General features: G+C 39.9%; 9 protein-coding genes. 8 read left to right on the plus strand and 1 reads right to left on the minus strand.

Annotated elements, in window-relative coordinates; translation table 11 throughout:
- Positions 1 to 5 precede the first annotated feature (5 nt).
- From H8S17_RS05510 to H8S17_RS05525, 4 genes are read left to right on the plus strand one after another with little or no spacing between them, the layout of a single operon-like run.
- The gene (locus H8S17_RS05510) at positions 6 to 458 is read left to right on the plus strand and encodes an NUDIX hydrolase (RefSeq protein WP_178052162.1); all 453 of its coding nucleotides are present in this window, start codon (positions 6 to 8) and stop codon (positions 456 to 458) included.
- Positions 459 to 480: 22 nt separating this feature from the next.
- Positions 481 to 807 carry a hypothetical protein gene (locus H8S17_RS05515; protein WP_178052163.1) on the plus strand — a complete coding sequence of 109 codons (327 nt, stop codon included), beginning with the start codon at positions 481 to 483 and terminating at the stop codon, positions 805 to 807.
- On the plus strand, positions 804 to 1,670 hold the full coding sequence (locus tag H8S17_RS05520; RefSeq protein WP_186866559.1) for a DUF2953 domain-containing protein: 867 nt from the start codon (positions 804 to 806) through the stop codon (positions 1,668 to 1,670). The genes H8S17_RS05515 and H8S17_RS05520 overlap by 4 nt, the downstream gene beginning before the upstream one ends.
- Before the next feature lie 11 nt (positions 1,671 to 1,681).
- A complete protein-coding gene (locus tag H8S17_RS05525; protein ID WP_178052165.1) occupies positions 1,682 to 2,107 on the plus strand; it encodes a GerW family sporulation protein in 426 nt (141 codons plus the stop codon).
- 273 nt (positions 2,108 to 2,380) lie between these two features.
- Here H8S17_RS05525 and rpmB read toward each other — a convergent pair whose 3' ends face one another.
- Positions 2,381 to 2,566, minus strand: coding sequence for a 50S ribosomal protein L28 (gene rpmB / locus H8S17_RS05530; RefSeq protein ID WP_178052167.1), 186 nt, complete (start codon positions 2,564 to 2,566; stop codon positions 2,381 to 2,383).
- A gap of 212 nt (positions 2,567 to 2,778) precedes the next feature.
- Between rpmB and H8S17_RS05535 the strand changes: the two genes are divergently transcribed.
- From H8S17_RS05535 to H8S17_RS05550, 4 genes are all read left to right on the plus strand, one after another.
- Positions 2,779 to 3,138 (plus strand): Asp23/Gls24 family envelope stress response protein, encoded by a 360-nt coding sequence (locus H8S17_RS05535; RefSeq protein WP_178052168.1) that lies wholly within the window; start codon positions 2,779 to 2,781, stop codon positions 3,136 to 3,138.
- A gap of 13 nt (positions 3,139 to 3,151) precedes the next feature.
- Positions 3,152 to 4,843: a DAK2 domain-containing protein gene (locus H8S17_RS05540; RefSeq protein WP_178052169.1), complete on the plus strand. Its 1,692-nt coding sequence runs from the start codon at positions 3,152 to 3,154 to the stop codon at positions 4,841 to 4,843.
- A gap of 60 nt (positions 4,844 to 4,903) precedes the next feature.
- A complete protein-coding gene (gene recG, locus H8S17_RS05545) occupies positions 4,904 to 6,952 on the plus strand; it encodes an ATP-dependent DNA helicase RecG (RefSeq protein ID WP_186866560.1) in 2,049 nt (682 codons plus the stop codon).
- A gap of 124 nt (positions 6,953 to 7,076) precedes the next feature.
- The gene (locus H8S17_RS05550; protein WP_186866561.1) at positions 7,077 to 13,739 is read left to right on the plus strand and encodes a leucine-rich repeat protein; all 6,663 of its coding nucleotides are present in this window, start codon (positions 7,077 to 7,079) and stop codon (positions 13,737 to 13,739) included.

The following is a 13,739-nucleotide window of genomic DNA, read 5'->3' on the forward strand; positions in this document are numbered from 1 at the left end:
TTGCAATGATAGAAGCAACAAGCTGTGGTGGTGTGGTAATTTTTCGTGGTAAGATTCTGGTGCTTTATAAGAATTATAAAAATAAATACGAGGGCTGGGTGCTGCCGAAGGGGACGGTAGAACCGGGAGAAGAGTATAAGGAAACAGCGACTCGTGAAGTGTTGGAAGAAACAGGTGCGAAAGCATCCATCATTAAATATATAGGAAAGAGTCAGTATACATTTACAGTACCGGAAGATACTGTAGAAAAGGAAGTACACTGGTATCTGATGATGGCAGACAGTTATTACAGCAAACCACAGCGGGAAGAATTTTTTGTGGATTCAGGTTATTACAAGTTTCACGAAGCGTATCATCTTTTAAAATTTGCAAATGAAAAGCAGATCCTAGAAAAAGCATATAATGAATATCTGGATTTGAAGAAAAGTAATCTATGGGGAAGTCATAAGTACTTCTAAAATGAAGCAGGAGTTTTTCTGAATGGAATGGTATAAGAATCTATATGCAGGAGATAGTATCATACACAGACAAAAAAAGGTAAGATGGAAGATCATGCATAATGCCGGAATGCTTCGAGTCTATGTGATCACTTTAGCATCCAACGAGAATAATCTGTTGGATATCATACCATCGAGAGAACTGTTACAAAAGCATTATCCCAAGAAAGAATTATATATTGTTGGTCTTGCCGGAGATTATGAAGAAGCCTTAGAAGTGGCTGGACACATCATCAGTGATGTGTACCGCAAAACAAGAGGATTTGATGTCAGAGGCTATCTCAGACCAGAAGGAAAGCAGGGCGTATGAATATAATTTTTATCATTTTAAAAGTGATCGGGATTCTGCTTTTGATCGTATTATTCCTTATCCTACTGGTACTTTTTCATCCGGTATTTTATAAGCTGAAGGGCAATGCAGAGGATAGCTTTTATTTAGAAGGGCATCTCTGGTGGCTGTTTCATATCTTTTCGCTGGATTTTCAGATCGAGGATACAGGCAGTAATGTGCAGTTTAAGATTTTTGGATTTTCTAAGAAAAAAAAGGAGAGCCCACAGACAGACGAGGAGATCGCAGAAGAAATAATAACAGACACAGAGCAACAGGCAGAGCATACAGTAAGCAGGCAGAAGATACATGATACAGAAAATGACTATGCAGATAAAGAGAATGAAGATGATACAGATTCCGAAGATAAAGATGCAGAGCCTACAGATCAAGAGTATGTAGACACAGAACATAAGAGCACAGAAAGTAAAGATAGGACAGATACAGATAAGACCAAAAAGAAAAAAGGAAACATGAAAAAGGGCTGGCTTTCCGTATTAAAAAGAGAGATTTCTGATGAACGGAACCAGTCGGCAGTACGGAAACTTTTTGAAGAACTTCTGTATCTGTTATCAAAAATAAAGCCAAAATATTGTAAAGCGGATATTTCATTTGCGACAGGTGATCCGGCACTGACCGGAGAAGTCACAGGTGCACTTAGCCTGATCCCGTTGTTTTATCAGAAGCGGGTGCATGTATATCCTGACTTTACATCGGACGAGTTCTATATCAGAGGTAATCTGATGGTAAAAGGGCATATGGCATTGTTTCATCTATTAAGAAGCGGAATCCATATCCTGAGAGATAAAAATATAAAAAGATTATGGAATAAGATCAGAAAATAGGAGGTTATGAGATGGCAGATAATACATTTAATACAACTGTAGAATCATTATTTAAGGGAATGGACAGTTTTATCACAACAAAGACCGTTGTCGGTGATGCGATCCATATCGGCGATACGATCATCTTACCGTTAGTCGATGTATCGTTTGGTGTTGCAGCAGGTGTTTTTTCAGGAGATAAAAAGCAGAACGGCGGCGGTGGTATGGGCGGTAAGATCATGCCGAGTGCAGTTCTTGTGATCTCAAATGGAACCACAAAATTAGTCAACGTCAAGAATCAGGATGGCGTGACAAAGATCTTAGACATGGTACCGGATTTTGTCAATAAATTCACAAGCAGGAATGAGAAAGAAGCCGATCATACAGATGCTAAAGCAAAAGAGAAAGCTAAAGAAGAAATGGAAAACATTCTTTCAGAATCCGTAAAAGAAAAGTAAACAGATCATGCGATAGAATTTTAAGAAGGTGCATATAGTAATATATATGCATCTTTTTTAGGTTGGTAGAAAATGAAAAGAGTCATTGGTTATTCTTTATTCTGTCTCGGGGCAGGAATGGTATTGATGTGGGTGATCCCCAGTGATTTTGTCGGATTTTTAGTGATATGCCTGTGTATGATCGTAGGATATATTTTATTTTGCTGCTGTTAGAGATGGGAGATCATGCAATAAAAAAAGGAACTGTCAAAACAGTCCCTTGATTTCTAAATCCTATGCACGCTCTACTTTACCGCTTCTTAAGCAAGAAGTACATACATACAACTTCTTAGGAGCTCCGTTTACTTTACACTTTACAGATTTAATGTTTGATTTCCACATTCTATTTGATCTTCTATGAGAATGGCTCACATTGTTTCCGAAATGAGCACCTTTTCCACAAACTGCACACTTTGCCATGATTGCACCTCCTTGCATTTACTAAGTTTACTTTGTGCGTAAACTCACAACATGATTATTCTAGCAGATAATAAATTATAATGCAAGGAATTTTTTGTTTTTTTTCATATATTTTTGAAAGAGGATTTGATTTTTTATGAAAAATGGGTATAATGGTTTATATACTAGCGTCTGTATGACGTTTGACTGATTAAAAATATGGAGGTCAGGGTATGAAAGGACAAATGGAAACCCATCTGGGCACAGTAGTGATTGACAAAGAAGTAATAGCAACCTATGCAGGTTCCGTAGCAGTAGAATGTTTTGGAATTGTGGGAATGGCTGCAGTAAATATGAAAGATGGTCTTGTAAAATTATTAAAAAAAGATTATCTTACACATGGAATAAATGTAACGATAGATGATGAAAATAAGATTATCATTGATTTTCATGTCATTGTTTCGTATGGAGTCAGCATCCATACAGTTTCTGACAACTTAATTGAAACGGTAAAATATAAAGTAGAAGAATTTACCGGAATGGAAATTGAGAAGATCAACATCTACGTTGAAGGCGTAAGAGTGATCGATTAAGGAGGATTTGAAAGTGGAAATCAATTCGATAAATGCGGCTGTATTTGCCAAAATGTTTTTAGCAGGTGCAGCGAATTTAGAGGCAAAAAAAGAATGGATCAATGAATTAAACGTATTCCCGGTACCAGACGGTGATACGGGAACGAATATGTCAATGACGATCATGTCTGCTGCAAAGGAAGTGGCAGCATTAGAAAACCCTGACATGAAATCCCTGTCAAAAGCTATTTCTTCCGGTTCACTCCGTGGAGCAAGAGGTAACTCCGGTGTTATCTTATCCCAGCTGTTCCGAGGCTTTACAAAAGTAATCGCAGAATATGATACAATTACCGTTGAAGTCATGGCAAAAGCAATGGAAAAAGCTGTCGAAACTGCATATAAGGCAGTTATGAAGCCGAAAGAAGGTACGATCCTTACTGTCGCAAAGGGTGCGGCTGAAAAGGGAACGGAATTAGCAGAAACAGAAACAGATCTGTTAGTATTTATAGAAGCAGTCATTAAAGAAGCTGACCGTGTCTTAAGCAAGACACCGGATATGCTCCCGGTCTTAAAACAGGCAGGTGTTGTAGATTCCGGCGGACAGGGATTAGTAGAAGTATTAAGAGGTGGACTCTATTCCCTTCAGGGTAAAGAGATCGAACTTCAGGTAGAAGTTCCTAAAAAGTCAGAAACAGGCAGCTTACAGGCTGATTCTTATATTGATGCACAGGCAAATCAGGAGATCAGATTTGCATATTGTACACAGTTTCTGATCATGCTTGACAAGCCATTCAGTGAGAAAAAAGAACATGAATTTAAGGCTTACTTAGAAAGCATTGGTGATTCGATCGTAGTAGTAGCTGATGATGAGATCGTAAAGGTACATGTACATACCAACGATCCGGGTCTTGCTATGCAGAGAGGTTTAACTTACGGAAGTTTAACAACGATCATCATTGAAAATATGAAGTTAGAGCGTGATGAAAAGATTTCTGCAATGAAAGAAAAAGAAATGCAAAGTGCAGGAATCACAGAAACTGCAAAAGAAGAACCAAAAGAGTCGGAAAAAGAAATGGGCTTTGTTGCAGTATCGATCGGGGAAGGGTTAAATGAGATCTTCCGTGGTCTTGGTGTTGACTATATTATAGAAGGCGGTCAGACCATGAACCCAAGTACAGAAGATGTGCTTTCCGCAGTAGAAAAGGTCAATGCAAAGAATGTATTTATCCTTCCAAATAATAAGAATATCATTCTTGCAGCAAGTCAGGCAGCTTCACTATGCGAAGATAAGAATATTATCGTGATTCCGACAAAGACGATACCACAGGGAATCACAGCCTTAGTGAATTACATTCCTGAACAGACACCGGAAGAAAATGAAGCGCGTATGAGCGAGGAGATCTCAATTGTAAAAACCGGTCAGGTAACTTATGCAGTACGTGATACAGAGATCGATGATAAGACAATCCATCAGGGTGATTATATGGGAATCGGTGACAAGACGATTCTTTCTGTCGGAGCAGACAAAAAAGAAGTGACGATGGATATGATCGACCAGATGATCGATGAAGATTCTGCCTTAGTCAGCATTTACTATGGTGATGAAGCAACAGAAGAAGAAGCCATGGAATTTTCAGATCAGATCACAGAGAAATATCCTGATGTGGAAGTCGAAGTAAATCCGGGTGGACAGCCGATCTACTATTATATTGTATCTGTAGAATAGGTTATCATTTGCAGATAGTAAGAGAAATGCAACCGCCGCAGCATTACGAATGGAGTTTATATGAATTTAGAATCCCCGATCACAGAAGTCAAAGGGATCGGTGCGAAAACTGAAAAGCTGATGAATAAGATAGGAGTATATACCGTAGGGGATATACTCCTTCATTATCCCAGAGATTATGTGAGATTTAAAGAACCGTTGAGTGCGGGAGAGATCACACAGGAGGGAATTTATGCAGTGATCGGAAAGATCACATCCGCACCGGTTCTAAAACGTACCAACCGCATGGAAATTGTACAGGCAAAAGTAAGAGATACAGCCGGCAGCGTGGAATTGATCTGGTTTCGGATGCCCTATGTCAGAAGCCAGTTAAAATCACAGGAAACGTATATCTTTTATGGAAAAGTCAAACAAAAGGGCAGACAGTTTTGCATGGAACAGCCGCAGATCTATACGACCGAACAGTACCAGCAGAAAATGCAGACCTTGCAGCCGGTATATGCAAGGACAGACGGACTCAGCAATCAGATGATCACAAAAACGATCCTTCAGGCATTCGAGGAAATTTCATTAAGTTATGAATATCTTCCAGAGGAGATCCGTAAAAAAGAAGGGCTCTGCGAATATAATTTTGCAATACGTCAGATACATTTTCCGGAAAATATGGAGAGTTTAACAATCGCAAGAAAACGTCTGGTATTTGATGAGTTTTTCTTATTTATCTTAAATATGCAGATGCAGAAAGAAAAAAAGATCATGATTCCGAATGATTTCCCTATCGAAAATGAAACAGTGATCCCTTATATCCTTTCCCATCTGCCATACAGTCTGACAAAGGCACAAAAAAAATGTTTTGATGAGATTTTGACAGATATGAAAAAAGGAACAGCCATGCAGCGGTTAGTGCAGGGAGATGTTGGTTCCGGAAAAACGATCGTTGCTTTTCTTTGTATGGCACTGATGGGGGAAAATGGTCATCAGTCGGCACTGATGGCACCGACTGAAGTCCTTGCAAGACAACATTACGAAACATTTATGGGTATGTGTGAAAGATTTTCCCTTGACCGTAAAGTGATCCTTTTGACAGGTTCCCTGACTGCAAAGGAAAAGAGAAGGGCATATGAGGACATGCAGATGTATCAGGACGCAATGATCATCGGAACGCAGGCATTGATTCAGGAAAAAGCCATTTATCAGAACCTTGGACTTGTGATCACAGATGAACAGCACCGTTTCGGAGTACGCCAGAGGGAAAAATTAGCAGAAAAAGGTCTGCATCCGCATGTGTTAGTCATGAGTGCCACGCCGATCCCACGAACATTAGCCATTATCATTTATGGGGATATGGATATTTCTGTGATCGATGAAGTCCCGGCAAAACGTCTGCCGAATAAGAATTGTGTGGTAGGGACTTCTTATCGGAAAACAGCTTATGAGTTTATCAGAAAAGAAGTACAAAAGGGACATCAGGCATATGTGATCTGCCCGCTTGTTGAAGAAAGTGAAGAATTAGAGGCAGAAAATGTTACTGATTATACGAAGAAGTTAGAAGCATATTATGGAGGCGGACTGACCATTGGCTGTTTAAACGGCAAGATGAAGCCGGCAGAAAAAAACAAGGTCATGGATGCATTTGCCGCAAATGAAATACAGGTGTTAGTGTCGACGACTGTAGTAGAAGTCGGTGTCAATGTACCGAATGCAACGGTGATGATGATCGAAAATGCAGAACGTTTCGGTCTTGCACAGTTACACCAGCTTCGTGGACGCGTCGGCAGGGGCGATGCCCAGTCCTACTGTATTATGGTAGATCATGCACAGAGCAAAGAGTCCAAGAAACGGTTAGATATCTTAAACCGGTCGAATGATGGATTTTTTATTGCCAGAGAAGATTTGAAACTGCGCGGACCGGGAGATTTCTTCGGTATCCGCCAGAGTGGTGATATGGCATTTCAGATCGCAGATATCTATCAGGATGCAGATGTACTAAAACGTGCAGCAGACGCAGTCAAAGAGCTTCTTTTAAAAGATAGCATGTTAGAAAAGGAAGAACACCGAAAGTTAGCGGCATTTGTAGAGAGTACGATGAAAGAGCAGATGAATCTATGAGTAGGATTAAGTTGTGAGCCACCTTTTGATACTCGTATCTATAAGTAGACAATACAGGAAAAAAGCACTATGATATAAACATATTATAAATGGCATTTACTACATCAGAGTAAGGGGGACTTTTATGAGAAGTAGGAAAAAATTGATGGCGGTACTGCTTGTATTTGCAATGATGGTCACTGTGATCCCGGAGAGTATTTTTGCACAGACATCAGTACCGGAAAAAACATTTATTACGATGACGGCAGAACAGATCCTGCACCATACGACAACGGAGAAAGAATATTATGCATTTTCTCCGCAGACAAGCGGCTGGTACGATCTGTGTATGACTGACGATAGCACAAATACATTTACATCCGGTGTATATGAAACCATTTACTATACGACAGATAATGGTGAAAAAACAGAACATACAAAAGAATATTATCAATATCAGAAAAATTCTGCTTCACATTCAGAACATCTGATGTGGCTGAATCAGGAAGAAGTCTATGTATTTTACTGTGTGCCGGCTGCCTATGAAGATCCGGATACGATCGATATAGCACTTTCAATCACACCAGTAGAGATCGCAGGTATGGAAGCTGCTAAAGCACCGACCGAGTCATCCACAGGAGATTTTATCGGAACCGGAATGCAGGTGAAAATTTCTTATCAGAATGGTAAAGATAGTACGATCAGTGATGTATCATGCGATTATCAGGTGACTGCGGAGGGAAACGGTTATGCAGTCAACCGTTTAGAGGCACTGACATGGAGTGATATTGCTTATCAGAAAAATGCATCGGTCAAAAATCTGATCAATGTCAGTACGATAGATGGAAACACAGATACAGATTTTACACAGCTTGATAACGGAGAGCATACAGCAGGTCTGTCCATTACCTATACAGAAGGAAAACGTTCATCGGCTTATGAATTTTCCACCACGTTTGTAAAGAGTGATGCTGCGATCGAAAGTATTTCGGTCGTACAGAAAAAGGATTCTTATACACAGTGGTTTTCGGAACATTTAGAAGATGCAGTCTTAAAAGTTACATATAATGATGGAACAAAAGATGCCACGATACAGGCAGATGCCTATGGTTCTGTCAGTGGTGCAAGACAGTATCTTTCTTATGAGGCAGAACTGCCTGACGGAACGAAAGGAACGATGCAGACTGCAAGTATAGATGAGTATTTAAAAAATGGCGGAACCGTTGGTGAGGCAGAAGTAACAGTGGCATATCAGGGGAAAACTGTGACCTATCCGATCCAGATCAATGCGAATCCTTATCAGGGTATCACAGAAGTAAAACCGGCAAGAACCATCTATTATGCAGATGCCGGATATGCAGATGGCAAATACCAGTATGCAGGAGATTCCATCAATGCCTATCAGACAGGAAAGATCACTTTAAGCAGAACAGATGGCACAGATGCAGAAACTTTTGATAATCTCTTATGTGTACCGGGTGGCGGTGACTATTTTGATTATGGTTTAAAACTTGGCGATAAACTCTATCGGAATATCGATTCCTATTTATCGGCAGGCGGTAAGACAGGTGAACAGCAGTTAGCAGTATCTTATCTTTCCACACAGACATCTGCTACAGTGGAGATCAGAGAAAATCCGTATACAAGGATTGAGATTTTGAACAAACCGGATAAATTAGAATATACCTATGCTGCTTATGGCACGAAGATCGATCTCTCCGGTCTTGTATTTGCAGCATACAAAGCAGATGGCACTTATGATGCCTATGCTTATAACGATGCTGCATCTGCAACAGGCATTGAAAACTGGAAACGTTTTTTCCATTCTCCTTATGAAAATAAGTCCTATTTCTTTGAAGAGGGTACCTATACGATTCCGGTGATCTTTATGAACCAGAAAGCTGAATATGAGATCACTGTGGCGAAGAAACAGGATTCTGGAGATAAATATCGTTCATTTCAGATCACAAAAGAACCGGACCGTACGGTATATTATGTGAATGAAAAAGACAGTGCTGTTAATAACTGCTTTAGTGAGGAAGGATTGGAATTAGAAGCAGTTGATGCAGACGGTGTAACCAGAAAATATAAAATGTGGTATTATCCGACTGAAGAAGAACAGAAAGAAACCGGTTATTCTTCATGGAGCGATGTATTCATGCTTGTAGATGTAGACAGTTCTGCGATCGACTGGTCGAAGGCTGGAACCTATCCTGTGACAGTTACTTTAGAAAAGAAGAAAGCCGTATTTGATATTACGATTGCAGATACACCGGTGAAGTCTTTTGAATTTTTGAGTATGCCTTTCAAACAGACTTATTACCGTTATGAAGGAAGTGCAATGGATTTAAACGGAATGGCTTATCAGATCACATTTGATGATGGAAGTATCTTTGCAGATACGATCACCGATAAGAGTTCTGATATGCGTTTTGAATATCAGGGCAGACTCTATCAGATCAAAAAGAGCTGGAGCAGGACAAATTCTTCTGGAAATCCGACAATACGTGATGATAATGCCATCTTGTTTTCTGTATTTGGACAGACCTATGCAACCGATGCAATCAGCATCAAGGAGGATCCGGTATCTTCGATTGAATTTTTGGAAAAACCGGAAAAGACAGTCTATGTAGGGGAAACAAACAGTGTTGATCTGTATGGAAGTAAATTCTGTATCACTTATACAGACCAGTCGACAGAGGAAGTTAGTGTAACGGAACATGTCAGTACGATCGAGGCTGGAAAATATCAGAAAACCTTAAGAGGAAGTATTGATTATCTGGCAGCAGAAGGAAGTGATGTGCTACAGAAACATATAAAAGTCAGTTATATGAACCAGTCGGCAGTTCTTTTGGTAGAATCGGATTATCTGAACGATGGTGTTAATAACCTGACGGAAAATAGCTGGGATCAGGGAGTTTTGACTGAGAATAAACCTTATCTGGCAGAACGTTTTACCCCCAAACAGACAAAAGAATACTATTTTTACTGCATTGACAGAGAAGATAATAATATGGGCAGCCAGCCATATTTTATAGAAGTATATGCAGATGGAAAAAGTATTTACAGAATGCAGTATTCCGATCTTACCAGAGGATTGGGCATAAACTTAGAAGCTGGTGTTACATATGATTATGTTGTAAGCCTGATGGCAGGCAGGAAAGAGGGAATCTGTCAGTGTACGATCAGTTCTGATGTTTCCGATATGACAGCGTTAGGAGAACCACAGATTGAGATTTTGCAGGCAGGACAGACGATCTGGTATGAAGATGAAATGGACATACCGCAGTTGGTGCTTGCCGGTACAACTTATCGCAAGACATATACAAATGGCTGGACGATCGAGAAAACGATCACAAGTAATATGCCGATGATCAACGTGGAACAGAAACCGCTTTCTGTTGCATTTAAGTATACACAGGAAGAAAATGGAAACCAGCCACAGATACGGGATGATAATGCGCTGGTTTACAGCTATCAGGATAGCGTGATCAAAGAAATACCAGTGCAGTTGAATGTACCTGCGAATATTGCATCGATTACGATCGATCATAATCCGTTTGAAAAATGCTGCCGGTATGAGATCGAATCCAGCCTTAAAACATTAAAGGGACTGACAGTCACCATACATTTTAAAGATGAAAGAGAAGCAGAAACCTTTACATGGAACAGCCAGACGGATACCCCATATTTAGATGGAAAAGCCATTACAGCAATGCTCATGGCTGGTGGAGATGATTATTCACTGATCATTCGTTACAGAGGTGTGACAAAAGAGGAAAAGATCACTTTTAATGAGGCACCGGTCACAGGATTTGAGGTACAGAAACAGCCGGAAAAATCAGGAGTTTATGCATTTGAAAATGTGGGAATACCGGATCTGTATGGTATGGAATTATTAGTACATTATTCCGATGGAACTACAAAAACAGTAAAAGCAGCCGAACATACCAACAGATGCCAGATCGAAGATGGCTATACCGGTGTTTTGCAGGGACAGATCCGTACCGAAACAGCACAAAATGGAAGAAAAGCACTCTACATCAGCTATCTTGGTTATACTGAAAAAGTGATGGAATATGAGGAACTGCCATTCCCGATGGAAACAGCGAAGAAGTTAGAGATCGGGGAAACGAATTATATTGTAGCAGGTGACGATCAGCCGTATGCATTCTTTTTTGTTACAGCAGAAACAGACAGCCACTATACGGTTCAGTTAGGGGGTAAGGTCAGCCGGTATCTGTGCAGATATGATGAGAAAGAAAACCAGATGGATAAGTCCTATGGTTCTTCTTCAAGTATCTGTGAGGTGACATTTGATCTGTCCGCAGGAGAAACAACGTATCTTGTGGCGGCTTTAAATGAAACGAAAAAAGCGGTCAGCTTAACATGTAAGGCCAAAGGTACAGAGATTGAAAAGGAAGAAGCTAAAAGTGTTGAAGTTGCGATGGGAGATTTAGTGGCTGGCAGTAAATTTCCAGAAGCAGATGCTTCAAAAATGACAAATTACAGTATCAAATCTGCAACATGGTACGGAGATGCCGATGAGGATAACAATGTAGACTTTGCAACAGCACATCGTCTGAAATTAGTGCTTGCACCTTCTGTGGGAGTTGCTTTTACAGAGAATACACAGGTATATTTCAATGGCATTTTAGTGACGGAAAAAGAAATAGGTTCTAACGGTATGCTGACGATTTATCATACATTCCCGTATACCGACTGTAAGATCACATTTCCGGATATTTCCGGTTATACCATACATACAGAAGGAATGACGGAATCAGACCGTATCTCTTATGGAGGAACTTGTTCCTTCTATTATGAAAATGCAGATGGAATACGGCTGACAGACCGTATCGTAAAGCAGAACCAGCGTCCGCTCACAACCGATGAAAATGGCTTTTATACCTTGACAGATGTCAAAGAAAATATTGTGATCACAGTCAAAGAACGTGATACGCAGGTTGGCGAAAATGAGAGCAGGCTGCTATTTTATAATAAGAGCAATACGATCTGTGATACAATGGTTGGAACATTAGACAAAACAATCGCAGATAATACCGAAGGCAATACCTGTTTACCGGAATTAGAAAGCTATACAGATGATACGATGCAGTTTTTCTATGGATGGTATACACAAAAAGATGATAACTTCAACGGAATCCATACACGTTTTACGAGAAATACAAAATTGACAGAAAAGCAGCATGATCTGTATGCAAAATGGGGAAGTGGAATCTTTTCCATGGTGACAGGTGGTGTCAAGGTAGAGTATAAAGTACTTTCCTTTGACGATGAAAACCATATGCGCATACAGGTATTTAAGGTGTCAGAGGCAGCGGAAGATTCAAAGGAAACCATAGAAGCTACCGGTGCAGGAACAGAAGTATTAGAAATTCCGGAGAGTTTAAGCGAACAAGAAATTTCTTTGACAGAGAGTCTTGGCATTGATATTGCAGACTGTGTCGTAGATTCTATAGCACCATATGCATTTGCAGACTGTGAGTTCTTAAATCAGGTTGTTTTACCGGATACGATCACAAGCATCTCAGATGAAACATTTGCAGGAGCAAAAAATCTAAAGATCACTTTATCTGATGCAGTTACTAAGATCAGTGATACGGCATTTGCCGATGCAGAAGGTACGACAGTCATATGCAGCAGCAGTTTAGCAGAAGATGAAAAGATCAAAAATGCATTATCCGATGCCGGTGTGACATTACAGACGGTAGATCTGATCGTTTCAGATGGAGTCAATGAAAAAACATTTACTTATGGCGATAAACCGGAAACTTTCACCGTAAAGACGCTTGTAAATGGAGCAGAAGATAAAGAAGCAGATATCAGTTTCTTATATGAGGATACCGATGCATATGCATACAGTGCCGATAAAAATACACTGACTGTCACACCAAAACGGGCAACAAAAGCAGCAGAACAGTTTCGTGTCTGCATCAGGGAAGAAGATTCAAAGATCAAAAAAACGATCACCTTCCAGACAGCAAAGGCAGCACAGATGGTAACTGCAAAAGATCTTTTGAAAAATACAGGAAATGTAGCATTTTCTGTCGGAGCAAAGACAAATGGTGATGGAAAACTACATTATACCAGCAGTGATCCATCAGTAGCGGCAGTAGACGCATATGGAATTGTACGTATCTATAAAGAAGGCATCATAACGATTGCGGTTACGGCAGAAGAAACAGATAATTATTTCGCTTCTGATGTCAAATACATCACATTGACAATAGAACCATTAAAAGCGGAAACAGGAAACAGACAGGAAAGTGATAAAGGTGGTCTGTATGTATACCAGGCATTCTATAAAAAAGCCTATAAGAGTAAAGCATTCCGATTAAATATATCATCTGTTTTACCGGTTTCCTATACCAGCAATAATAAAAAGGTGGCGGTTGTGAAACCGGATGGAACAGTTACTGTGAAAAAATGCGGTGTGGCACTGATCACAGTCAGAACATTGAAGGCAGAAAATGCGGTGCTCATTCAGGTAGTACCAAGAAAGTCAAAAGCAAAAACTGCAAGTAAAAAAGCAGGAACTTTGAAAGTAAGCTGGTCAAAGCAGACAGAAGCCTCCGGTTATCTCGTAGAATGTTCGTTAGATAAAAACTTTAAAAAGAAAGTTTTAAAGAAAGTGATCAAAAAGAACAAGACAACGAGTACGACCTTTCAGAAACTGAAAAAAGGCAGAAAGTATTATGTACGTGTAAGAGCATATACCGTGATCGATAATAAGAAGATTTACGGAGATGCCGGAAAGATTATGCGGCAGAAGATCAAGAAGTAA

The sequence above is a fragment of the Roseburia zhanii genome (assembly GCF_014287635.1).
Lineage (GTDB): Bacteria > Bacillota > Clostridia > Lachnospirales > Lachnospiraceae > Roseburia_B > Roseburia_B zhanii.